This window comes from Pontibacter mucosus (genome assembly GCF_003054055.1).
In the GTDB taxonomy this organism is placed as follows: domain Bacteria; phylum Bacteroidota; class Bacteroidia; order Cytophagales; family Hymenobacteraceae; genus Pontibacter; species Pontibacter mucosus.
Map to the genome: position 1 here is coordinate 128,040 of NZ_QBKI01000010.1, position 24,151 is coordinate 152,190.

Here is a 24,151-nt window from a genome sequence, read left to right on the forward strand (position 1 = left end):
GCTATGAAGTCGTGCCACAGGCCAAAGTAGTGAGCAGCCAGAAATAGTCATAGGTAAGTACTCCCACTGAAGCGGTACTAAACAAGAAGCGGCAGCCATACTTTGGCTGCCGCTTCTTTATACTTGTCTAATATCAGAATACCAACTTTAAACTAGTAACCAAACAGCGTCTTCAGGTCCAGCTGCTTCACTTTGCCATACTTCTCGAGCTCCTTAAAGTTGAGGCGGTCTTTAGAGCCGATCACAAGTATAACCTGTGGCTGAGCTTTTACATACTTCTGCTGGAACTCCTTCAGCTGGTCGAAGGTCATGGTGTTAGCGCTTTGGTACACGTCCTGGCGGATGTCGTAGTTCAGGCCCAGTTTCTTGGCGCGCTCATAATCGAACAGGATGCCGGATTTGGTGATGCGCTCCGTAGAAATGCTGTTGCGAAGTGCCGCCTGTGCGTTCTGGAAGTTGGCATCGGCCAGCGGCATATCCGTTAACAGTGCCTGCATACCCGCCATTGCCTCCGACAGCTTATCGGCCTGCGCCCCGATGTAGGACACCAGGTAGTTGGCGCGCTCTTTCTTGGACGCCGTGCCATAGTAGGAGTAAGTAGAGTAGGCGAGGGCCTTCGACTCGCGCAGGTCCTGGAACACGATGCCGCCCATGTACTCGTTGTAAAGGCGAACTACCGGTATGATGTCCTTGCTGTAAGGTACTGACTTGCTTACGAACATCATCTCGGCCTGCACCATGTTATAGTCTGCCCAGTACACGGTGGGCTCTTTGATGTCCAGCTCGGGGTAAACTACTTCGGCAGGCACTGGCTTGAGCGTGGCCGGCACGTTGTGGCCGGTGTTCAGGGTGGCCACCAGGTTTTCTGTTTCACGTGGACCATAGTATAGCACGCGGTGCTCGTAGGTCGGGATGCTCTTGATGATGTTTACCAGTTCCTGCGGCTTCAGGGCCTTTAGCTGCTTTTCGCTCAGCACGGTGTTGAACGGGTTCTTAGGGCCATACTTGGCGTAGTTCATCATGGCCTGCTGCAGAATGATGCCTTTGTTTTTCTTGGCATCGTCGCGGGCTTTCAGCACACCGGCCACCATGTCGTTGAGCGCCTGCTGGTCTGGCTTGGCGTTGGCTAGTACGCTCTCGAACAGGTTCAGGCCTTTCTCAAAATTCTCATCCAGGCCTGTCAGGCTCACGTATACCTGGTCTCCGCTGGAGAACACGTCGAACGAGGTGCCCAACTGATAGAACTCCTTCTGCAGTTGCTCGGCCGTATACTTGTCGGTGCCCAGGTACTTGAGGTAGTTCACGGCCATACCCAGTTTTGGGTCGTTGTTGGTGCCCATGTCCAGGATGTAGTAGAGCTGGAACAGGCCGTTTTCCTTGTTTTTGGTGTAAAGCAGCGGTATGCTCTGCTTCAGTTTCGTTTCGGCGATGTCTTTTTTGTAATCTACAAAAACCGGCTCCAGCGGCTGCACCTCTTTGGCCATAAAGGTCTTGTAGTACTCCGACTGCGCATCGCGGTTAACGGCTACCGGCGTGATGGCCGGCTTCTCTACTTTCTGCGCGTTCGGGTCCTTACCGGTTTTCTTGTACACCAGCACATAGTTGTTGCCAAAGTATTTGTTGGCTACATCCATTACGTCCTGCTTGGTGATGCTGGCAAACTCCGTAGGACGGTTTACGAACTTCTGCCAAGGCATCTCATAGATAAAGGAGGTTACGAAAGCATCGGCGCGGTTGCTGTTGTCCTCGTAAGCCTTCATGGTGTTGATTTTGTCGTTGTTCACCACCGCCTGTATCAGCGACTCGTCAAAGGCCCCTTTCTTAATCAGCTCCAGCTGCTGCAGCAACAGGTCGCGTACCTGGTCCAGCGTCTGTCCCTGGCGCGGCATGCCTGTCATCCGGAACGTGCCGTAATCTTTCATGGGCGTGTCGTAGGCGTACGCCTGTAGCACCTTCTGCTGCTGGTTCAGGTTCAGGTCAATCAAGCCGGCCTGGCCGTTGTAGAGCAAATTGCTGATCATCTGGATCACCAAGGCATCTCTTTCGTTGATGCCCGGCGTACGGAAGGCAATGGATACGTTCTCGGCATCCGGGCCCAGTACCTCCTTCACAATCGGCTTCTGGATGGGCTGCTCCTGCGCCACGGTAAAAGCGGGCTCAGGCTTCTTCTCCATCCCTCCCCAATACTTATCTATCAGGCGGATGGTCTGGTCAAAGTCCAAGTCGCCGCTCATGGCGATGGCCATGTTGTTGGGGATGTAGTACCTGGTGTAGTACTTCTTGATCTCGGTGATAGAAGGGTTTTTCAGGTGCTCGATGGTACCAATAGTGGTCTGCGTGCCATACTGGTGCGTCGGGAAAAGCGCTGTGTTGATGACCTCGGCTACTTTGCGGCCGTCGCTGTCCAGGGTGCGGTTTTTCTCTTCGTACACCGCCTCCAGTTCAGTATGGAAAATACGCGGTACCATGTCGGCAAAACGGTCGGCCTCCAGCTCGATCCAGCGCTCCAACTGGTTGCTGGGGATGTCGTTGGTATACACCGTCTGGTCTACCCAAGTATAGGCGTTGGTTCCTTTGGCCCCGATGGCGCCCAGGATCTTGTCATACTCGTTGGCAACGGCATAGGTGGCGGCCACACCGGAGATAGAGTCGATTTGGTGGTAGATTTTCTTGCGCGCGGCCTCGTCTTTGGTGGCTCTATACTTTTCGTACAGCGCCTCGATCTTATCCAGCTCTACTTTCTCTTTCTCCCAGTTCTGTGTGCCCAGCTCGGTAGTGCCCTTAAACACCATGTGCTCCAGGTAGTGGGCCAGGCCGGTGGCATCAGCCGGATCGTTCTTAGAACCGGCGCGTACCGCAATAAAGGTCTGGATGCGCGGCGCCTCCTCGTAGTCTGACAAGTATACTTTCAGGCCATTGTCTAAAGTATAAATGCGGGCGTTGAGCGGGTCGTTGGGGACAGTCTCGTACTTATACTCCTTCTCGGCAGGGGTTGCAGCCGCTGTTACAGCCGTATCGGTGGTGGATTGGGTTTGGTATGCTTCGTTTTTGCATTGCGTGAACGTAAGGCCCAGCGCAAGCAACAGCAAAGAGGAACCTCTTTTTATTGCCATAGTTTTGATGATGTAGTTTTTATAAAGATAGTAGGATTTTGTTTAAATAACATGTGCTTTTTTTGCTTCTATTATACTTTATACTTGCTGCTATTCCTGCTGTTTCGATCGTGCTTGTTGGAGCGCGCAAGCTGCTGCAGATCTATATTCGCGCAAGTTATACTTTATACCTCTGCTGTATTTGATTTCATTCCTATCGCTGGCGCGAGCTTGCAGATCGTGTCTTTTTATGATGTTGGATTTGTAACCCAACTGGCTTGAAAAGCCATACCTTATACTTTGCTATACTTTATACTTATCTGGCGCAAGCGTCCGCTTGTGCCTTTTTATACTTACAGTATTTCCGCTGTTCCGGACAAGGATGTCCGGAACCTTCTCTGCTGCGGACTTCCAAGTCCGCGCAAGTCATACTTTTATACTTACAGGCTTATACTTTCATAGCCACCGCTTCCTTCCATTTGAACCAAGTTCTCTTTACTAGCTGCCGTTCATCCTCCAGCTTTACATAGGCTACTGTTTCATCTCCTGCTTTCAGCCCTCCGAGGCCGGGAGGCCTCGCCTTCGGGCATCGCGCTGCTTTCGCTTCCTTTGCTCCTGACGTCGCAATGCCTCGCTCACGCTTGGCACCGGAACCTCTCGAGGCGCTCAACCCAAAGGCTGGGAACAGAATCGATAGCCGCTGCAGACGGAGCCTCAGCCAAAGTCCCCCTTTGAAGGGGGTAGGGGGATGTAATCGTATGCAGAGTTTATAATTGGTAGGGACAGGTCGCGACCTGTCCGCTCCACAGCAGCAGCAGCAATGAAACTTATACTTCAGCACCAGTAACTACAGGCTCCCCTCCTTGGTTAAGGAGGGGTAGGGGTGGTTGGGCCCGGGATTGCATAAAACGCCCTCCCCTGTTTTGGGGGTAGGGGCCCTCGACAAAAGGGGAGGGTCGGGGTGGGGTAGGGCAAGCCTAAAAATCTGCGTCCAGGCCGAAGCGCTGTTTCAGGTCGATGAGCACCGGATACTTTTCAGACAGGTAGTTAAACTTGTCTGCCGAAGTATAAAGTTTGCGGCCCTCGTCCTGTACTTCCACCACTTCCGCCCGCAGTTTTATACTCCGGTTGCCCAGCTGTTGCTTCAACTCGCGCAGGATGTCGGGGCGCAGCGCCGTGAACTGGTCCATGAGCACATGGTTTTCCAGCTGAAGGACGATTTCGTTGTCGGGGCTGATGTGGTACTGCCGGTTGAGGAGCGTGTAATCCATCATGTTCTCGGCCTTCTTGCGGCGGAGAATGCTGTGCCACACAGTCTTCAGCCTTGCCTCATCCACCGGCACAAGGGCTCCGTAGTTCCCCTCGTCCTCTTCCTCTGCTACAGCCACACTAGCCACGGCAGCTTGCGGGTTTTGCAGGTCCTTCAGGCTCGGCAGTTTCCCCAGCTTCTTCTGCGGCGGCAGCTGTGGATTTGGGCGAGGCTTCTCCGGAGCAGGCGCAGCGGCCTTAGGCGGAGCAAGCTGGGCCTCTGGTGTTACCTGCTGTGGCTGCGGCGCTTGCTGCAAACGCTCCGACGGCACGCTGCTGGCGGACACGGGCTGCTGCAATTGCGCCGAAGGTGTAGCGGCAGGGGAGGTGGCACCGGTTGCACTGGTAGAGGCTGGTGCCGGAGCCGCTACCTTAGCTTTTTTTGGTTCTGAACCCTCCTGGGCAAAGTTCAGGGCTGCGTTCAGGTGGGCCAGCTTCATTAGGCACAGCTCCACGTGCAGGCGCTGGTTTTTGCTGCTCTTATAGTTGGTGTCGCAGGTGCTTACCAGGTTCAGGCCCGAGAGCAGGAACGAAACGGAAGCCTTCTGCGACTGATCGGCATACTTGGCTTTAATGTTATCCGATACCTCCAGCAGCTGTATGGTTTGCGGATCTTTGCACACCAACAGGCTTCGGAAATGCTCCGCAATGCCAATCAGGAAGTTATGGGCATCAAAACCGTTCTTCAGGATCTCGTCGAACAGCAGCAGCGAGCCGGGCAGGTTCTGCGCCAGCAGGTGGTCCGTGAGTCGAAAATAATAGTCGTAATCGAGTATGTGCAGGTTCTCAACCGTGGCCTTGTAGGTTACGTTGTGGCCCGAGAAGGTCACCATCTGGTCGAAGATCGAGAGAGCATCGCGCAAGGCACCGTCCGCTTTCTGGGAAATCAGGTGCAGGGCATCGGGCTCGGCCTGTATACTTTCCTTTTGGGCGATGTTGCCCAGGTGGCGCACCATGTCCTCAATCCGGATGCGGTTGAAGTCGAAGATCTGGCAACGCGAAAGTATAGTTGGGATGATCTTGTGGCGCTCAGTGGTAGCCAATATAAAAATGGCGTACGAAGGCGGCTCCTCCAGGGTCTTCAGAAAGGCATTGAAGGCCTGGTTTGAGAGCATGTGCACCTCGTCTATGATGTAGATTTTATACTTTCCGGTCTGTGGGGCGTAACGCACCTGCTCCACCAGGTTCCGGATATCCTCCACCGAGTTGTTGGAGGCGGCATCGAGCTCGTGTATGTTAAAGGAGCTGTTGGAGTTAAAGCTGCGGCAGGATTCGCACTCGTTGCAGGCCTCTACCTCCGGCGTAATGTTCTGGCAGTTGATGGTCTTGGCCAAAATACGGGCACAGGTAGTTTTACCCACCCCACGCGGACCGCAGAAAAGGAAAGCCTGCGCCAGGTGCTTGCTGCTGATGGCGTTTTTAAGGGTGTTGGTGATATGGTGCTGCCCCACGACGCTATCGAACGTGGCCGGGCGATATTTACGCGCTGATACTACAAAGTTCTCCATTGCATACAAAGATAATCAATCCGAAGCTCAGATGGGAGAAAGTTTGGGAGTTAGAGAGTTAGAAAGTTTAGGAGTTAACGAGTTAGAGAGTTTAGGAGTTAGAAGGTTAGAAAGTTATACTTTTCCGCTGGCCTGGGCACTGGTTTCTGGAGCTTGGAGTACATGGCTGGCCTCGCTTGGCTTACATCGTGTACAGGGTGGCGCCCACGACCAAAAGTGCGCAGATAGTTAAAAGGGTGCTGTAGGCAAAGAACAGCACGACCACCTTCGACACCGTCATCCATCGCGACCCCTTGTAGGTGTTGCGCATCGACCTGTAGATGTACCACATAGCACCCAAAATGCCCAGAAATATAAAGTAGTCCGACAGGGAGGGCAGGAGCCAGCCCAGCAAAATCAGGATAGAGCCAAACAGGAACAGGAACGAGTGCACATGATCAGAGTAAATAAGGTGTTCCACATAGTATTTGGATGAGCGCCAGTTTACCAGCTTCAGGATAAGGGCAAACAGCGGCAGCAGCAGGAACATAACCTTCGGGAAGTGACCGACGAGCTTGTTTTTGAAGAGGGCAAGGCTCAAATCGTCGCTCATTACCTTTTTCAGCTTAGCAGTCAGGGATTGTACAAAAGCGTTATCGTCTCCTATATCTATGCGCAGCTCGTCTTTACCTTTCTTTTCAGCCGCAGCAATAGCCTCGCCAATGGCTGTTGCCTGCAGGGTCGTGTCTGCCACGCCTGTTGGTTGCCCCAGGGCGGCGAGCGAAGCATGATTTCCTGCTTTCTCAAGCGCCTTTCCGCTCAATGGTCCCTTCAAACTGCCAATTATTTCCTGGGCTTCGGCCTTCTCCTCAGGCGTAACATCCTCCACAAGGTTGTTTCTGTTGATATTGGTATTGGCCGTGGACAGGAAAAAGAACACGATGCTGATGAAGATGTACATGCTGATAGGGCTGAGGTAGGAGGCGCGCCTGCCGGCAAAGTACTCTTTGGTCAGAAATCCGGGCTTCGTGAAAAGCGGGACCATGCTGCTGAAGAACTTCGACTCGAAGTGAAAATAGTGCCCCACGCTGTGCATGGCCAAGTGCAGAAAATTCTCACGCAGTTCCAGGTTCTCCTGCCCGCACTCCGAGCAGAATTTGCCTGCCACAGTGGCCCCGCAGTTCAGACAGTTATCTTCGGTCCGGTAATGTTTTTTCATAGTGTTTAGAGTATGGGTTCCTAAACTGGCCAAGTAGCAGATCGCAGTGCCAATTTAAGGGGCTAAAGTAAGCATTTGTAGCATTTTCCTGTGATGTTGTGCCTAAATATTTATGAATTACTATAAAGCTGTCTCAGAGGCTGGCAGGAAAGAGACTTGCCGGGGTGCAGGATACAAGATTTGGTGAAGCTATTGGCCATTCCGCAACAGCAGGGGAGTATAACAACAAAGGCAGCCGCTGTTAGCGACTGCCTTTGCTTATGAATGAAAGTATAAAATCGTGCTACGGAAAGCTTAGTACGGTTTGGCGGAGTGAGACTTTTTCTGCGCCTCCTGCACACCCTGCTCGCCGGTTACGTTGCCCATCGGGCCATCAGTACCTTCAGCCATCTTCTGCTTCATCTCCTTAGTTACCTGCTCGATGCGCTCCCGAACAAGTCTGCCATAGGATTCATCGGCCTGCGTAAAGTGGTTCAGCATTTTCTCCTGGATGCGCGGGTCGCACTTGGCCAGGTCGTTGCCCAGGTTATTAATCAGTTCTTCGCGCTCCCAAGCCTCGAAGTTGCGGAAGGTCTCGCCGGCCTGCTTAAACGGATTAGCCCGCTCAATTGGCTGGCGCACCAGGTTTGCCTCGTAGCGCGGGTTATACTCTTTGCCTGCCATAGGTGCCTCTTCCAGGCCGCCAAGTATGGATGGCTCGTAGTTTACGTGGATGTTCTGGCCCTCGGCAAAATCAGTGTCGAAAGCCATTTGGCCGCCGCGCTGGTTGGTAGCAACATGCGTTTTAGGAGCGTTTATAGGCAACTGCAGGTAATTTGCTCCAATGCGGTAGCGCTGCGTATCAGAGTAGGAGAAAGTACGGCCCTGCAACATCTTGTCATCCGAGAAGTCCAGGCCATCCACCAGCACACCTGTTCCGAAAGCGGCCAACTCCACCTCGTTAAAGTAGTCCACAGGGTTGCGGTTCAGCGTCATTTTGCCGATTGGGTACCACGGAAACTGCTCTTTTGGCCATAGTTTGGTGTCGTCCAACGGGTCGAAATCCAGTTCCGGGTGATCATCGTCGCTCATGATCTGCACGTTCAGTTCCCACTCCGGAAACTCGCCGCGCTCGATGGCCTCATACAGGTCCTGGGTGGCGTGGTTGAAGTTCTTGCCCTGTATTTCCTGCGCCTCTTTCTGCGTCAGGTTACGGATGCCCTGCAGCGGCTCCCAATGGTATTTTACCAGTACAGCCTCGCCCTCGGCGTTCACCCACTTGTACGTGTTTACCCCGGAGCCCTGCATCTGGCGGTAATTGGCCGGGATACCCCACGGCGAGTACAGAAAGGTAACCATATGGGTTGCCTCCGGCGTGCCCGCAAAGAAGTCGAAAATGCGCTCGGCGCTCTGTATATTAGTTACCGGGTCAGGCTTCTGCGAGTGGATCAGGTCCGGAAATTTCATGGCATCGCGGATGAAGAAAATCTTCAGGTTGTTGCCCACCAAGTCCCAGTTGCCATCTTCGGTGTAGAACTTCACGGCAAAGCCGCGCGGGTCGCGCAATGTTTCGGGGGAGCCCGACGGATGTCCTACGGTAGAGAAACGCACGAACGTTGGTGTCTCCGCGCCCTTTTTAAACACCTTGGCGCGGGTGAATTTCTCTACCGGGTCGTTGCCTACCATGCCATACGACACGAAAACACCGTGGGCACCGGCACCACGGGCATGCACCACACGCTCCGGCACACGCTCCCGGTCAAAGTGCGACATTTTCTCGATGAAGTGGTAGTTCTCCATCGTGGCTGGGCCGCGGCTACCTACGGTCCGGATGTTTTGGTTATCAGTTACAGGGTGGCCCTGCCGGGTGGTGAGAGTGCGACCTTTGCCTTGCTGGCCGTTGCCTTTGCTGGCGGTGCGGTACTTTTTCTTTTCGTTCATAGCGCGATACCGGTTGATGATGAATACGTTAACTATACCGATATACTCTATGTGTACCCTTTATGTTTATAAATAATATCTATATCACGCTTTGAAAAATCTATAACCGCATAAGTATAGTTAAATTGATTTAGGACTTTTAGAAGTATGGCTAGTTTGCCGGAAGCCGGAGAGAGCATGGCATCAGCAGGATCAGAATACCAGTGTAAAGGTACTGCCCACGCCCTCTTCGCTCTCCACGTTTATACTTCCTTTGTGCAGGTGCATGATGTGTTTGGACAGGCTCAGGCCAATGCCCGAGCCTTCTTTGTGCGAGGTGAAGAAGGGGATGAAGATATTCTCCAGCAGTTCCTCGGGGATGCCGGTACCGTTGTCGTACACTTCGATGGTTACTTTGCCGTCCTGTTGTTTGGCCACAAGAATAATTTCAGGAGACGGGCGCCCCTGCACGGCCCGCTGGGCGTTGGTTACCAGGTTGATGAGCACCTGCTCCAGCAGGCTCACGTCGCCGGTAACGGTCAAGTCAGTCGGCGTTACTTTGCACGTATAGCTGATGCCGTCTTCCTTCAGGCGCGGGCGCATGAGGGCGTCTATACTTTTAAAAAGCTCCTGCACGTATATGGTCGTCAGGTTGAGGTGCTGCTGCTTGTTGAGGTTGCGGTAGAACTGCGTGAAGCGCAATAAGCCCTCGCTGCGCTTTTTGATGATGCTGATGCCTTCCTCGGTGTCTTCCAGCAGCTCTAAATCCACAGGGGCATCCGGCTCGGAAGTATAACGCGCACGCTCCAGATGCAAGTGCTTGCTCAGCGTGTCGGCCAGCGAGGCGATAGGGGCCACCGAGTTCATGATCTCGTGCGTCATCACGCGCAGCAGTTTTTGCCAGGCCTCGGTTTCGGTGGCATCTACGGTGGCGCTCACGTTTTTGAGCACGATAAGCAGCAGGTCGCGGTGCTGCATGGTAAAGGCCGTGGCCGACACCAGCAGCTGTGCCTGTCCGGCAGGTAGCTTCAGCTTGACCAGTATGCTTTCGCCGGACTTTATACTTTGCAACGACTCGTGCAGGGCAGGGTAGCGGTTCTCCAGGCCATTTATACTTTTAAGGTATGGCAGGCCCAGCATCTTTTTAAAGGCATCGTTCACCCACTCCACTTCGCCGGTTTCGGCATCTACTGCGATAATTCCAGTATCTACCAACTGCAGGATGGTTTGCATGTACTGGAACTGCGCCTCGCGCTCGATGTGCAGTTGTCGGAAAGTGTCGTTGATGAGGTTAAAGGCCTTGTGCAGCTCCTGCAGGGAAGTGTTGCTGTGCTCGTTAAAGCGCTGGGTAAAATCGCGCTGCTTCACGGCCTCCAGGAACCTGGCCAGCTCGTTGTTGCTGCGGGTTACGTAGCGCGCCATCTCCCATACTTGTGCCAGCATGATAAGTACGCCTGATGTTACCTGCAGCCAGGTATACTGCGTCAGGTACTGGAGCGTGACGAACATCATGCCCAGCAAAAGTATAAACCGGACCAACAGCCCGAGCTCCAGACGCTTAGATATCATACTTGTTCAGGCGGCGGTAAAGGGCGGTGCGGGTAAGGCCGAGCTCCTTGGCGGCTTTGGAAATGTTGCCTTTGTTCTTCTCAATCACGCGGCGGATCGTTTCGCGCTCTATCTCGCTCAGCGGCATGCTCGTATCGGCGGCAAAAATAGGCATGGCCGGTGCGGCAGGCGCTGCCTCCATAGGCGAGAAATTGAAGTCCTGCGGTTGCAGCACCGGTCCTTCGGCTAGTATAATGGCACGCTCCACGGCATGCTGCAGCTCGCGCACGTTGCCGGGCCAGCTGTGCTGGTTAAGCTTTTGCAGGGTGGCAGGCGCAAACTCCGGCACCTGCTTGTGGTTTTTGCGGGCGTAGATTTCAGCAAAGTGCCTGGCCAGCAGCTCCACATCGCCGTGGCGCTGGCGCAGCGGGGGCAGCGTTATCTCCACGGTGTTGATGCGGTAGATTAAGTCTTTGCGGAACAGGTTTTTGGCGGCCAGCTCGTAAATAGGCTCGTTGGTGGCCGAGATCAGGCGGATATCCACCGGAACAGGCGTGTTGGAACCCAGCGGCGTTACCTGCCGGTTCTGCAGCACCGTGAGCAGCTTGGCCTGCATGGACGGCGAAATGTTACCAATCTCATCTAAAAACAAGGTGCCGCCGTTGGCCGCCTCGAAACGGCCGGGGCGGTCTTCGCGGGCATCGGTAAAGGCACCTTTCTTGTAGCCAAACAGCTCACTCTCAAACAGGCTGTCGGTCAGGGAGCCCATGTCCACGCTCACGAAGGGTTTGTTGGCCCGGAACGATTTCTCGTGCAGCGCCCGTGCCACCAGCTCCTTGCCTGTGCCGTTCTCGCCAAGTATAAGCACATTGGCCTCGGTGGGGGCAATTTTCTCTATTTTATGAAGTATGTCGTGCAGCGCCTCCGATTGGCCAAGTATAGAAGTATGGGTAACAGCGCCCGGTGCGGCAGGCTTGCCTGATTTCTTGCCGCTTTTGGCCTGCAGGGCGTTGTGCAGCGTTTCCAGCAGCTTGTCGTTGTGCCAGGGCTTTACAATAAAATCGTAGGCACCCTGCTTCAGCGACTTTACCGCCAGCTCCACATCGCCGTAGGCCGTGATGAGTATAACCGTGGCGTCCTTGTCCTTCTCCAGAATCTGCCGCAGCCAGAAGATGCCTTCGTTGCCCGTGTTCAGGGCGCTCTTGAAGTTCATGTCCAGGAAAATGACGTCGAACTTTTGCTTCGAGAGCAGGCTGAGCAGGTTGTCCGGGTTCTTTTCGGTCACTACTTCCTTTACTTCTGTCTTCAGCAGCATCTTCAGCGCAAAAAGCACGTCGCTTTCGTCGTCAACTACTAAAACGCTACCGGTTTTTCCTGTGGCCATAGGTATTCTCGCTTATTGAAGGATCGAATATAAGTATTCTATTCAAATAATAATAAAGGAGGCGGAGATGGGACTTTTCTGGCAAGTTACGCTATGGTTATACTTGTAGCGGAAGCGCACAGGTGTACCCCGCAAAGGTGTATCGAAAGCGTACACTTGGTTATACTTTGTGTTGTGTAAATGGTTGATTATTAAGGTTTTTATACTTTGGCATTCTAATTTCTTAGGACTTTGCTGTACCTCGTAGAAATTACCCTGAAAAAATATCGCAGCCATACGTTTACACCGCTACAAAGCCTGAAACTATGATCAAGAACTATCTTAAAATAGCCTACCGCAACCTGATGCGCCACAAGGTCTTTTCGCTCATCAACATCTCCGGCCTGGCGCTGGGCATGACCTGCAGTATACTTATACTTTTGTGGGTGAAGGATGAGCTGAGCGTTGACCGTTTTCATGCAGACCTGGACAGCCTGTACAGGGTGATGGAGACGCAGAAGTACCCCGGTTCGGATAACTTCACGACAGAAGCCACGCCAGCGCTACTGGCCGAGGCCCTGGAAGCGGAGATGCCGGAGGTAAAGCATGCCGTGCGCAGCACCACCTGGCCCTGGCAGCAGCTCTTCGCCTACGGCGACAAATCCCTGAAGGTAAACGGCCGCTACACCGATCCGGAGTTTTTCGAGGTGTTCACCTTCCCGCTCTTGCACGGCGATGCCAAAACGGTACTCGCGCAGCCGCGCTCGGTGGTGATTTCCGAAACGGTGGCCAGGCAGTTCTTTAACTCTCCGGAAGAAGCCATGGGCAAGCTTTTCAGGATAAACGAATCCCAGAGCTATAAAGTAACCGGCGTGATGCAGGACGTGCCGAAAAACTCCACCATGCAGTTCGACTACGTGATGCCGGTGGAGGATTGGATCAACAGCCCCGGAAACGAGTGGCTGCAGGAGTGGGGCAACAATGCGTTACGCACTTTTCTGCAGCTGCAACCAGGCACCGACATTGCGGCCTTCAATGAAAAGGTGAAGCCCTTCATCCAAAAGTATGATGAGGAATCAACCACAGAGATGTTTGTGCAGCCTGTGGCCGATATGTACCTCTACAACGACTTTAGGGAAGGCAAAGATGGATTCATCGAGCGGGTGCGCCTGTTTTCTGTCGTGGCAGTGTTCATCCTTGTTATCGCCTGCATCAACTTCATGAACCTGGCTACGGCGCGCTCTTCCAAGCGGGCCAAAGAGGTGGGCGTGCGCAAGGCCATCGGGGCCAGCAAAGGCTCGCTGGTGCGGCAGTTTATGGTGGAGTCGGTGCTGATGGCGTTTCTGGCGCTGTTTGTGGCCGTCAACCTGGCCGGCATCCTGCTGCCCGACTTTAACGACCTGACCGGCAAGTACATCTCCCTCGATTTTACGGACCCTTCGCTGGTGCTGCTGCTCCTGGGGGTAGCCCTGCTGACGGGTATCCTTTCGGGCAGTTACCCGGCTTTCTTCCTCTCCTCCTTCGACCCGGCCAAAGTGCTGAAAGGCACCGTGAAGGTAGGCAGCCGGGTATCGGGGGTACGGGAGGGGCTGGTGGTGTTCCAGTTTATACTTTCGGCCCTGCTCATTATCAGCACTTTGGTAGCCTATCTGCAACTTAACTATATCCGCACCAAAAACATCGGCCTGGACCGCGAGAACCTGGTATACGTGCCGCTGGAGGGTGCCCTGCGCGACCGCTACGACGTGGTGAAGCGCGAGCTGCAGAACACGCCGGGTGTGCTGAATGTAACCGCCAGCGACCAACCTCCTATCTCGGTGGGCAACTCTACCGGAGGCATCGAGTGGAAAGGCAAAGACCCGAATACGAACGTTTTATTCAGTGTGATGTCAGTGGACTATGATTTTATAGAGACCATGGATGTGAAGCTGCTCGAAGGCCGCACGTTCTCCAGGGAGTTCGGAACCGATACCGCTTCCTTTATCATCAACAAAGAGGCGGCTCGCCTGATGCAGATGCAGGACCCTGTGGGCCAGTGGCTGAAGTGGAGCATAGAGGGGCGCGTGATTGGTGTGATTGACAACTTCCATACGACGTCGATGCACATCCCGGCGCAGCCGCTTATCCTGCGCCTGCACCCCGATTTCGACAACCTGCTGTTCGCGCGCCTGGAGGCGGGGCAAACCAAGCAAGCCCTGGCGGCCATCGAGCAGATTGTGAAGCGGCATAACCCGGCCTATCCCTTTGAGTACCACTTCCTGGACGAGGATTTTGAGAAGATGTACAAGGCGGAAGCCATTATGGGCCAGCTGACGAAGTATTTTGCGGGTATCGCTATCTTCATTTCCTGCCTCGGCTTGTTTGGGTTGGCCCTGTTTACGGCAGAGCAGCGCACCAAGGAGATTGGCGTGCGCAAGGTGCTGGGCGCCTCAGTAGCAAGCATCGTGTACCTGCTTTCCAAGGATTTCCTGAAGTTGGTGCTGATTGCCAACCTGATCGCGCTACCGCTGGGCTGGTATTTCATGACTAACTGGCTCAACGACTACGCCGACCGCATGGAGCTAAGCTGGTGGATCTTTGCCGTGGCCTTTATCGCGACTGTTATCATCGCCATTGTTACCCTGAGCTTCCACGCCATTAAAACGGCGGTGGCCAACCCGGTAAACTCACTCCGGACTGAGTAGTGGAAAGTATAGATTGAAGTATAAAACCTAAGATGAGATTTATACTTTGTTGAAAGTGTAAACCCACTCTACTCCTCTTTTTGAAGTGGGGTCGTTTCATCCTCACTATTTTGTCATCCTGAAAGGATCTTGGTAGCAAGTCGCAGAGGCTTAACCTCCCTTCTACCAAGTTTCTTAGCAGAATGACAAATAGTTTAAAGGCATAGTGAGTAAGATGAACCCATCCTTCCTCCCTGGGGGGTGGGTTTACTCCTTCACCAAAGTATAAATCAAAGTATAAAGTATAGATTTTAACCCGAAAAAGCGCCCGCCCTGTAAGCTACTCAGCCTGCAGGGCGGGCGCTTTTTTTATAGGAAGTATAAAAATGATTTCAGGAAAGTATGGATGTGTTACGGAAGCGCACAGGTGTAACAGGCAGAGGTGTATCGGAAGCGAACAGTATAAAGTTGGTTGTATGGATAATTAGCTGATTAACAGCGCTTTTAATTTTTGGCATCCAAATTTCTTATAGTGTTTATGCCGACCGGCAGCTTACGGACAAAGTATAAAGCCGCAGTCGGAAACAGCGTCTGAACCATGCATACACAAAATAAAACTATCCTTCACCAATCACTAAGTACAAAATAAAACTATGAAAAAGTCATTCACATTTCTGTTCCTGATGCTGGTGCTGCTAGCGCCCTCCTTCGCACAAAAAATCCATATGGGGCTGCCTGTGGTAAAGGCAACCGCCGCCGTAGCGGACTACAGAGTGGGCAAAGAGCTTATCAAGGGCAACTGGAACATCATGCCCCAGATTTCGCCGGACGTGCTGCGCGTGCCGGTGCATAAAGGCAAAGAGGACGTTACTTTCTACACCAACACCGACTCCATCAGCTTTAAAGTGCAGGCCGGTAAATCGTACCGCTTTTACGTGAACCTGAACGACACCGCTTATGCCTTAACAGAGCTGCAGGGCTTCGGCTTTGAGGCGGTAGAGTTTAACAAGAAACAGCCGGTGCCGGCTTATACGTTTGTGTATGAGCAAAACCGCAACAACGCCTACCTGCAGGAGCTGCGCTCGAAGTATAACCTGGACGCCATCGTGGCAGGCGCCGCCAACGACACTGAGAAAGCCCTGCGCATGGTAAACTGGGTGCACAAGCAGTGGCAGCACAACGGCATGAACGAGCCCAGCAACCCGGATGCGCTGACCATACTGGCTGAGGTGAAAGAAGGCAAACAATTCCGCTGCGTAGAGTATGGCATCGTTACCACCGCCTGCCTGAACGCTATTGGGCTGCCCGCCCGCACCATGGGCCTGAAGATGAAGGACGTGGAAACAGTGGAGTTCGGTGCCGGCCACGTGCTGCTGGAAGTATACCTGCCGGATTTGCAGAAGTGGGTAATGCTGGACGGCCAGTTCGACGTGATGCCGGTGCTTAACAACGTGCCCCTGAACGCGGTGGAGTTTCAGCAGGCCATCGCCAAAGACTACAGCAAACTGGAAATCAGAAGCCTGTCTGGAACAAGCAAAATGCAGTACGTGAACTGGGTATACCCTTACCTGTACTACTTCGACGTGAAGTTCGATAACCGCGAGGGCGTGGCCTTTGAGCGGGAAACCATCGATGGCAAGAGCTCGCTGATGCTCGTGCCGGTGGGGGCCAAGGTGCCGGAAGTATTCCAGCGCAAGTATAAACTGGACCGCTACAAGTATACCAACTCGCTCACAGACCTGTACCAGGCACCGGTGCTACCGGCTGCCACTACCACGGCATCGAGGTAAGTATAAAGTATAAACCTGAAACTTTTTGGCTGTTGCTTTGCGTTAATAATTCGCTGGCAGCAGCCAAAAAGCCATAAATAATCTGTATGTTTGTGGCATACTTCTTGAAGTATAAAAGCAAGAACAGCGTTCTTTAACTTATGGGGATGACCGGAATTGACAGCTTGAGCAAATTGCGTGTAAGCATGTCGGGTGATGAACGTACCACCTGTCAAAAATCCGTTCGAACAATAACTGGCGAATCTAATTACGCCATGGCTGCTTAATCTAGGTATTAAGCACTAGCCATAGTCTCGTGCAGGTTTCGTGAATCTGCCTGCATATATGAGGCTTCGATCCGATTTACTAGTCTGTGTAAAGGTGTGGTGCACAGGCGAAACTAAAGCACCTAAGGAGTGCGCATAAGTTTGGTTTATACTTGCAAGCTCCCGACAACCCGAATAAACCTAAGCATGTAGAAGGCACGACGGTTTCCTTGTCTGGACCAGGGTTCGAATCCCTGCATCTCCACTATTATCTTTGTTATTCGCTTGTTTGTCAGTTAATTGCAATCATGCTGCACAACAAAGTGCATAACATTCTTCCAAGCATAACAAAAAGCCTTATCAATATTGATAAGGCTTTTTTTGTTTCAGTTCAGTCACTGTTCATCTGCTTAACCACAGACAGCTACTTTAAAAAAGTAGCTGTCTGTGGTTGCTGGCTAAAGCAAAACCTCACATTATCTCAGGTTAATAAATTCAGCGAACTGCAAAATCAGTTTAGGGGATGTCTCTGGAATGTTTAATGGGTTGAACTCATCCATATAAGTAACAGATAGTCTCAATGACTGTGTTGAATGCAGTTGTGTCTCGGCATTATAGCGAATCAACAACACATCTATACAAAAGTCCTGAGCATCATCTTTTAGCTTGATATATTGTTTCAAAGCGTAGTGGTAATCTTCGTCAGGGATAACAAGATGATATGTAGCAGCCTCCGGTAAAGGAGTTTCTACCTGGACATTATAGATTCCTCGTATACAATGTACCATGAAAGGCAACGGCCAGAAGTTGTCAAATTCTTCCAACGGAATTGGTATAGCATCTTCATATATCTTCATCACTATATTATTTCTTTTTTTAGTCTGCTGTTAAAGGCTGTCATAGCGAGTCTTACAATGTCTCCTTTACTTAGTTTGATGTTTTTAAGCAGGAAATAATATTTGGCTTTTTCTATTTCGATGTCCACCTCAGGATTCAATTTAATACTTCGTTTCATTGTAGTAATTTTCTTTTTTATATTTTATATATAAAATTTTAAATACTACTTTTCTACTTTTATCCCTTTTCCTGGTACATCTACCTACCGATTGTTTATATATAATTAAAACAATCATAATCAATGAAATCACATACAACTGATATAGCATTAGAATTAACGAGGGAAATCCCTATAGAAAAATTAAATGAAAAGCATTTAGAGTTTATAACCAGCAGCCATAAAAGATATTTGTGGGATGATGAAGATTATATGTACACACCAGATGATATGCTTTATTGTAACATAAATCGTATCCTGGTGCCTATCATAATGAATGAATTTCTGTTGATAGGCTGGTATGAACATACTACTATAAGAAGTGCTAATATTCCATCAGCAGCTAATTTTTATGTCCATATGCTGAGTAATCAAGTTTTCATACTGGCAAATTTCGACCATAAGCAATACATTTTGGCAGCACCTTATCCATCCTCTGCTGAGGCTGCGATGAATTTCGTGGAAAGTGGAAACGACCTTTGTAAAGCATACAGGAGAGAGTACAAACAATATTTAACATCAAGAAGAAAAGGTCTGATTGAGGATATATTGCATGATGAGTAGATACCTTATTCTTAAATAAACGTGCTTTAAGCGAATTCGAAGAATATTTAATACAGGTATGTTAACTATATCTGCCTTATCAGAAATAATCTCAAATTTTTTAAACTTATCCTTTTCTCATGTCTATAATGCATGTAAAAATTAATTAAAGCATTATGATAAATGATAAATCGAAAAAGGCTGAACCAGCCTTACATGATAAGAGGTACGTTCACTATGGCGTTGAAGAACTATTTGATAGCCAGTCATGGAAACCGGATGAAGTTTTTAGCAACTGTAATGGAAAGTATTTGACTGGTTATGTAGCAACAGGAAATAGGTTTTATTATGAAGATGGTCATATTAAACCTTGGGATGTGCTTTGGTATAAAGGGCCAGAAGGACATGAACCATTATTTATTCCTTTTAACTCACTTAAAGTGTTTGCAATTCAGGACTACTGGTATCACGTCATTCATTATACTACAATTTTTTTTAGAAATATTGAAACATGGGAGACTTACTATCTTTCTAAGACTGAGCATATATATTCCACTGGTTATGACGAGTTTGGTGAACCTGAAAAATTTTATGCTTACAAGCAAGATGAAGCTGACATGGATTTGCTTAATGAAGACTCTCTTAGGTTTGTAAATACCAGAGACATAAAGCTTATAAAGCTTTTTAAAGAGATATAAGTGAATTGAGTAGAGTAGTAAATACAATTAAACATAAAAATAGCCGGGAGATAAGGAAACCCGGCTATTTTTTATGGTAAATCTCCGCTAAGAGATATCCGATATTAGATTTTATATTTTTCTTCAATAATTGTAAATACTTTTTCTAAATCAACTTCTCTTTTAGCATTAAAAGCTTCTTTAGCTGTTAAATTAGTACTTAAATAGTATTCATTGGCAACATAGTCAAGTAAGTCATCTCGGAAGCTGTCAATAATAGCAAAGACAATTTCTTTAAGTTTTTCTATGTCTCTAAGAGACAAAGAAAAATCTACTTGTTTTGTATCGTCAAACTTACTCCCGTGACCAATTGCGTTGCGGTTAGCAAGAAGTTGGCTATTTAGATAATGTTCCCTTGTCTGAACTGCACTTTTATAGCCTAATCCTAAAATTGAAGTGATATTTCTTAAAACTTTTGGTTTTAGATTGGATTCAGTGTTAATAATTGAGCTATCAAAATCGTCTTCAATCCGGACATTGGCTTGAAATTTTCTTGTTTCCAGTTTCAAATATTTAGACATAAAAGCCATTTCATTAGCCAATGTCATACTTCCATTGTTCTCGATGCATCTACTTATGTATTCTTTGATTGAAATAGCTTTGAAATTGCTCGACAAAACACCAACATTTATATTTTTATCGGAAACATATTTGATGTATAGCTTGCTGCTCAATTTTATATATCCCTCCCAATGAGCATAAAGAAGTAATATTAAGGACTTTAAAACTACTTCATTATTACTTTCTTTCTTAGCTATTAACAACAAGTCCGATATTTCTTTTTTCCTCCAACCTAAGTCTTCGTCAAGAAGATTTTCAAACTGTTGGTACTTCATAGTTGAAAGTAAGCCTTAGAGAATTCTGTTAGTCCTTTTATACGTGTCAGTGCCTTAACACCCCTGTCAGAGTATATCTCAAAATCTTTTTGACTATACAAGTCTTTGATTTTTTGTTGAAACTCTGGCACGCTCAGCACAGAAAGCTTATCAATATTTTCCGCAACACCAGGAGTAATAGCATCAAAGCTTGACTGTGAAAAAGGACCATCAAAATCATCCTTTTCGCTGTTGTATTTTTTGAAAGCTTTGTCGCCTAATGTCTTAGCTAATAAATCAAATACTCGCTTAAATGTGTCGGCCTCTTTATCGAAATTAAAGTCTTGGTCTCCTATCAAATTCGCAGTTTCAGCATCAATGAACTCACTCAATAGGGAAGAAGAGACCTTATATTTAGCGAAATCAACCTTGCCATATTTTGCAATCATGTAGCGTAAGATTAACTCCATATGAAACTCTATCTTGAACTTATAATCTTGAAGAGGTAGGCAGTCAATGAAGTTTGGATACTTTTTAAGATTATTTAACTTATCATAAAATTCTTCATCAAGCATAATTATTAGGCAGTTTCGAATTTCCTGTGGTTCCAAATGTAGTCCACCAGAGTTTAGTCTTTGAAACAATTCATACTGAGCCTGAATGCTATTCTCAGTAAGAATAATGTTTATATCGAACTTAGACCTTCTGAGAAGCCTCTTTAAATCTTCCGGTAAACTGCTCCAATCGAACCCTTCCAGCGATGGCAGCTTTTTGGTTACTGTTAAAGTAAGTGGGGCGTGATTTTTTAACTCACCTGTTAGCTGTAAAATTGTTGAAATCCTTTGGACACCATCAACAACAGTCCATTTCCCATCTTCTTTTTGAGCAACAAAAATAGGAGGAATCGGAATTCCTAATAGTATGGATTCAATAAAGCGAGATTTCTGTTCATCTCCCCATCTGTATAGTCTTTGAAATGCAGGGTCTAATTCAATTTCGCCATCTTTATACAAATTGATAATTTCACCGATGGACATACTGTAGCTGTCGGTTTTTATTTCCTTTCTACCAGTAGCGAGTTCATCTAATAACTCTCTTTCATTTGGCATGACATACTTTCGTTAGTATAACAAATAAATTTTACTACAACTTATGACTTATATGGACCTAAGAATCTTACTCCATTGAAGTGTATCATGTGAGTAGGTGCATCTGCAATCCATACCTCTGTTTCCCATGATATATCATTGAGATATTTTACCATCGTCTTCCTGTCTGGAAAAGCGGTTACATAAACTAATTTGTCTTTTATAGGCGCAAATAATGTTGCTAACTCCTTATGTCTCTTGCCATCAACCGGGCCATGAGACGTAACAGATTCAATTAATAACACCCAATCTTCTTTCGGATAGTATAGAACTACATCGGGCATTTTTCCGTGACTATCTACTTCCACGCCAAGTTCAGCCAAAAAGTCTTTTTCAAAGAAGTCTGTTTTGCCACCAGTGTCACCTACATAAACAACCTTTGCACCAGGAGCGAAACGAGGACCAAACTCAACTATGATGTCTTTGATAAGTTGGCTGTGCGCACCTGCTGTAAGTTTTATCTCTTTATCATCGGAAACTTGTAACGGTATCAGAGCCATTTCTCGCTCCATTGCATATTGTTGGACAAGTGTTTCTCGGTCTTTAAGGTATTCCGTTAACTTTCCATCCCAAGATGAAGTACCGTATGCAAGGAGGGTGTTATGAAGTTCAGCAGCTATCTGGTAACAAGCTTTGGGTGAATTAACGGCACGATTTGGGTCGTCCGGATTATATAGTGCTATACCTGCATCTACAAACTGATGAAGTGTTTGACGTCTAAAAGTTTCTCTTGTGTTGGGTGCATATTCTTTTCCATACACATCCCGGCTCCAATCCATTATTGGCGTTACCCCAATCATAGGACGTTCAATTTCATCCCAAGAACCAGTTGGTTGTAGATTCAAAAGAGCCAAAAAAGTTAATGCTGAACGTTCATTAAGTTGCGCTCGTGGCATTCCCAACGCTGTTAAAATTTCTAACGCTTCTTCTATTTTAGATTGAGCGTTTAGTGGGTTGTTTTCAGTGTTTTGTGTCATTAAGTTTATTTCATTATCAATGATAGAATCTATATCGTTTTGTGACAACGTGAATGTATGTACCTGCTTACCCATCCTGTGTAATGATTCAAGAGATGGATAGTGTAGAGACTTTAAATCAGTAGCATTTACTTGTGTGTGTCCACCAAACTGTCGGTAGTACTTATCCAAAAGTGTAGAGTTTAGGTATACATAAAGACCTTTGGCAAGTGCTTCATCTACTCCGGCTTTTTTGGTATGGAAAACATTTAGCTTATTTTCAAAACCAATCATTTCGCCTGGTAATGATGAATCGTAGAAAGAGGCTACTATTCTTCGTTTTTCTTCTTTGCTACTGAATCTTCTCGTTAGAACAAAGTAACCTTTATGCTTCCAAAGCCATGACTTTGACTTCTGTGATATCATAATAGCATTCGGCTTCTTTGAAACCTTAGGCCAATGTACTGAACCATTTAAGTGAACAGGATAAAGTAGTGGTGCTGCACCATCTTCATAGTCCGTTCGGAGGTCTTCTCTCAAGCGGAAATCTACAACAGGTCCGGTACTTACCTCAACACCCAATTCATCCAGTGTAGCGTTGAAGACGGCCATGTAATCTACAATAGCCTGCTCACGATTAGTAGGAGCAATATGTATGAATTGCTGCTTATCATTTTGTTTCACGATGCTACCCAACTTGACCCTGCGGACTGTCATATCAGTTGCCGTGTATTCATTATGGTCTTCATCGAAAGAGAAGTCTGCTACAGGGCTTGATGTAATTGTAACATCATCAGTTACTTCACCTTTAACACAATGGATGATTACATTTTCTTGCAGCACATCATTATCTGAGAAAGCATTGTTACGGCTATCAAAAATATGGATGTGTTTTATGGCTGTCTCTTTCAATAGCAGTTGCCTGAAAGGATGGTAATATGGTCCGTTACAGAATGAACGGGGAATTATAGCTACAATCTCACCACCTGGTTTTAACATCTTAATCGCCAAAGCCACGAATCCGGTGTATAAATTGACCGTTTCAATACCTATCTGGCTCATAGCGATACGATGTTCACTTGACGTGCTGATTTTCTTGTAAGGAGGGTTCATGATAACATGGGTGTAACCTTCATGTTTTCTACTGAACAGTCCGTTATCAACAAGCTGAGTAGCTGATAAAATGAAATCTTTATCAATAAATTCAGATGAAAACTCATATCCCTTGCTTTTCACTGCACTACTGCATGTGGCAAGTGTTTCTGCTAAATATGGTTTAATTATATTTTCGATATCATAGGCTACAATATCCAGTGATGTGATTTCTTCACGTCTAATAGCTTCTTCTGTAAAAGCAGCGAGAAGTGAACCAACACCACAGCCAGGGTCGAGCAGCCTTACTTCACCCTTTATATTAGTGAAGAGTGAAGCCATAAATTGGCAAATAGGTGATGGTGTAAAAAACTGGCCTAAACTTGATTTACGTTTAGGGTCTAACTTTGAATTTGCCTCAACACGGAGTGCCTCAGCTTTGCTTATTATTTCCAAAATTTAATATTTGAATACTCGAATAAAGATACAATTTACTACTTCCCTCCTTCTTTTTAGGTGAGAACTTCCTTAAATGTTGTTTCTAATATGTGAAGACCGGTGTTCTGAAGTAAAAGCTACTGCTTTCAAAGAGGCAGATAACTCATTGATTAAATTTTGTTAAAAATAACTTAAACTTTCTTCTATCTCATCTCTACAATAATGTAAGAAATAAATTTTATGTGAAATGGAAGAAAAGAAAGTTGCACCATGCTTGGGTGCTGAAATTATAAGTGATAGTAGGTCTGATTTTGAAAAGTTGTTTGATAGTACATATTGGGAGCAAAAAGGGGCTTTAAGTGATATTACTGACAATGAAAAATACTTTCGGAACTTTATTATCGAGAATGATAGGTTCTACTACAAAGAAGGTTACATATCAGACCATGATGTACTTCATTATATTGAACAGGATTCTAAAGGGGTAAAAGCAATTCCCATGCGTGATTTAATAGTTTATGCAATAGGGGAACAGAGTTTCAATGATGTTCTATACTTCATAAGCATTAGTACTGGTGAGATATATTCACTTATAGCATCTTATTATCCGGATGAAGAAGATGATATATTACTTGCTTTTAAAGAAAGTGAAAGGTTACATCTATTAGCAGGTAGACCAAACATCACAATGTATAATTCACAAGAGATAAAAGCTAAAACCAGGAAAGCAAAGATTAGTCGATTATTCGAGTGA

At 47.8% G+C, this 24,151-nt stretch carries 15 protein-coding genes and 1 other RNA gene; 6 read left to right on the forward strand and 10 right to left on the reverse strand.

The features are described 5' to 3' along the window. Positions 1–152 precede the first annotated feature (152 nt). From C8N40_RS18055 to C8N40_RS18085, 6 genes are all read right to left on the reverse strand, one after another. Positions 153–3,113: a M16 family metallopeptidase gene (locus C8N40_RS18055; RefSeq protein ID WP_245905182.1), complete on the reverse strand. Its 2,961-nt coding sequence runs from the start codon at positions 3,111–3,113 to the stop codon at positions 153–155. A gap of 956 nt (positions 3,114–4,069) precedes the next feature. Further along, a complete protein-coding gene (locus C8N40_RS18065; protein ID WP_108213201.1) occupies positions 4,070–5,908 on the reverse strand; it encodes a DNA polymerase III subunit gamma/tau in 1,839 nt (612 codons plus the stop codon). Positions 5,909–6,089: 181 nt separating this feature from the next. Continuing rightward, positions 6,090–7,106, reverse strand: coding sequence for a DUF3667 domain-containing protein (locus tag C8N40_RS18070; RefSeq protein WP_108213202.1), 1,017 nt, complete (start codon positions 7,104–7,106; stop codon positions 6,090–6,092). Positions 7,107–7,400: 294 nt separating this feature from the next. Beyond that, the gene (locus C8N40_RS18075) at positions 7,401–9,026 is read right to left on the reverse strand and encodes a catalase (RefSeq protein WP_108213203.1); all 1,626 of its coding nucleotides are present in this window, start codon (positions 9,024–9,026) and stop codon (positions 7,401–7,403) included. Positions 9,027–9,218: 192 nt separating this feature from the next. Continuing rightward, entirely contained in the window at positions 9,219–10,574 is a 1,356-nt protein-coding gene (locus C8N40_RS18080; protein WP_108213204.1) for a sensor histidine kinase, read from the reverse strand. Continuing rightward, positions 10,564–11,937: a sigma-54-dependent transcriptional regulator gene (locus C8N40_RS18085; RefSeq protein WP_108213205.1), complete on the reverse strand. Its 1,374-nt coding sequence runs from the start codon at positions 11,935–11,937 to the stop codon at positions 10,564–10,566. The genes C8N40_RS18080 and C8N40_RS18085 overlap by 11 nt, the downstream gene beginning before the upstream one ends. Before the next feature lie 305 nt (positions 11,938–12,242). On the opposite strand from C8N40_RS18085, the gene C8N40_RS18095 reads away from it, so the two are divergent. The 3 genes from C8N40_RS18095 to ssrA all read left to right on the forward strand — a co-directional run bounded on the left by C8N40_RS18095 (position 12,243) and on the right by ssrA (position 16,882). Then, positions 12,243–14,600, forward strand: a complete 2,358-nt coding sequence (locus C8N40_RS18095; protein ID WP_108213207.1) for an ABC transporter permease — start codon at positions 12,243–12,245, stop codon at positions 14,598–14,600. A 632-nt stretch (positions 14,601–15,232) separates the two neighbouring features. After that, positions 15,233–16,369 (forward strand): transglutaminase-like domain-containing protein, encoded by a 1,137-nt coding sequence (locus C8N40_RS18100; RefSeq protein ID WP_108213208.1) that lies wholly within the window; start codon positions 15,233–15,235, stop codon positions 16,367–16,369. 142 nt (positions 16,370–16,511) lie between these two features. Further along, positions 16,512–16,882: a transfer-messenger RNA gene (gene ssrA / locus C8N40_RS18105) on the forward strand. A 208-nt stretch (positions 16,883–17,090) separates the two neighbouring features. On the opposite strand, the gene C8N40_RS18110 is transcribed toward ssrA, so the two are convergent. Continuing rightward, on the reverse strand, positions 17,091–17,471 hold the full coding sequence (locus tag C8N40_RS18110) for a hypothetical protein (protein ID WP_108213209.1): 381 nt from the start codon (positions 17,469–17,471) through the stop codon (positions 17,091–17,093). A gap of 281 nt (positions 17,472–17,752) precedes the next feature. Here C8N40_RS18110 and C8N40_RS18115 point away from each other — a divergent pair, with 281 nt between their 5' ends. Both C8N40_RS18115 and C8N40_RS18120 read left to right on the forward strand, forming a co-directional pair. Further along, the gene (locus C8N40_RS18115) at positions 17,753–18,232 is read left to right on the forward strand and encodes a hypothetical protein (protein ID WP_108213210.1); all 480 of its coding nucleotides are present in this window, start codon (positions 17,753–17,755) and stop codon (positions 18,230–18,232) included. 155 nt (positions 18,233–18,387) lie between these two features. Then, entirely contained in the window at positions 18,388–18,909 is a 522-nt protein-coding gene (locus C8N40_RS18120; protein ID WP_108213211.1) for a hypothetical protein, read from the forward strand. Positions 18,910–19,013: 104 nt separating this feature from the next. Here the strand turns inward: C8N40_RS18120 and C8N40_RS18125 are convergent, their stop codons facing one another. Genes C8N40_RS18125 through C8N40_RS18135 form a run of 3 tightly spaced genes read right to left on the reverse strand, consistent with a single transcriptional unit; the run spans position 19,014 to position 23,415 of the window. Next, positions 19,014–19,784, reverse strand: coding sequence for an MAE_28990/MAE_18760 family HEPN-like nuclease (locus tag C8N40_RS18125; protein WP_108213212.1), 771 nt, complete (start codon positions 19,782–19,784; stop codon positions 19,014–19,016). Then, positions 19,781–20,872 carry a GmrSD restriction endonuclease domain-containing protein gene (locus C8N40_RS18130; protein ID WP_108213213.1) on the reverse strand — a complete coding sequence of 364 codons (1,092 nt, stop codon included), beginning with the start codon at positions 20,870–20,872 and terminating at the stop codon, positions 19,781–19,783. The genes C8N40_RS18125 and C8N40_RS18130 overlap by 4 nt, the downstream gene beginning before the upstream one ends. A gap of 41 nt (positions 20,873–20,913) precedes the next feature. Then, positions 20,914–23,415: a BsuBI/PstI family type II restriction endonuclease gene (locus C8N40_RS18135; RefSeq protein WP_211318140.1), complete on the reverse strand. Its 2,502-nt coding sequence runs from the start codon at positions 23,413–23,415 to the stop codon at positions 20,914–20,916. 229 nt (positions 23,416–23,644) lie between these two features. On the opposite strand from C8N40_RS18135, the gene C8N40_RS18140 reads away from it, so the two are divergent. Continuing rightward, positions 23,645–24,151 carry a hypothetical protein gene (locus tag C8N40_RS18140; RefSeq protein WP_108213214.1) on the forward strand — a complete coding sequence of 169 codons (507 nt, stop codon included), beginning with the start codon at positions 23,645–23,647 and terminating at the stop codon, positions 24,149–24,151.

Bases quoted from the DNA above. Each gene is read 5' to 3' on its own strand.
- C8N40_RS18055 (WP_245905182.1), bottom strand. From the start codon at position 3,113: ATGGCAATAAAAAGAGGTTCCTCTTTGCTGTTGCTTGCGCTGGGCCTT.
- C8N40_RS18070 (WP_108213202.1), bottom strand. From the start codon at position 7,106: ATGAAAAAACATTACCGGACCGAAGATAACTGTCTGAACTGCGGGGCC.
- C8N40_RS18140 (WP_108213214.1), top strand. From the start codon at position 23,645: ATGGAAGAAAAGAAAGTTGCACCATGCTTGGGTGCTGAAATTATAAGT.
- C8N40_RS18130 (WP_108213213.1), bottom strand. From the start codon at position 20,872: ATGCCAAATGAAAGAGAGTTATTAGATGAACTCGCTACTGGTAGAAAG.
- C8N40_RS18080 (WP_108213204.1), bottom strand. From the start codon at position 10,574: ATGATATCTAAGCGTCTGGAGCTCGGGCTGTTGGTCCGGTTTATACTT.
- C8N40_RS18085 (WP_108213205.1), bottom strand. From the start codon at position 11,937: ATGGCCACAGGAAAAACCGGTAGCGTTTTAGTAGTTGACGACGAAAGC.
- C8N40_RS18095 (WP_108213207.1), top strand. From the start codon at position 12,243: ATGATCAAGAACTATCTTAAAATAGCCTACCGCAACCTGATGCGCCAC.
- C8N40_RS18100 (WP_108213208.1), top strand. From the start codon at position 15,233: ATGAAAAAGTCATTCACATTTCTGTTCCTGATGCTGGTGCTGCTAGCG.
- C8N40_RS18075 (WP_108213203.1), bottom strand. From the start codon at position 9,026: ATGAACGAAAAGAAAAAGTACCGCACCGCCAGCAAAGGCAACGGCCAG.
- C8N40_RS18065 (WP_108213201.1), bottom strand. From the start codon at position 5,908: ATGGAGAACTTTGTAGTATCAGCGCGTAAATATCGCCCGGCCACGTTC.
- C8N40_RS18120 (WP_108213211.1), top strand. From the start codon at position 18,388: ATGATAAATGATAAATCGAAAAAGGCTGAACCAGCCTTACATGATAAG.
- C8N40_RS18110 (WP_108213209.1), bottom strand. From the start codon at position 17,471: ATGAAGATATATGAAGATGCTATACCAATTCCGTTGGAAGAATTTGAC.
- C8N40_RS18115 (WP_108213210.1), top strand. From the start codon at position 17,753: ATGAAATCACATACAACTGATATAGCATTAGAATTAACGAGGGAAATC.
- C8N40_RS18125 (WP_108213212.1), bottom strand. From the start codon at position 19,784: ATGAAGTACCAACAGTTTGAAAATCTTCTTGACGAAGACTTAGGTTGG.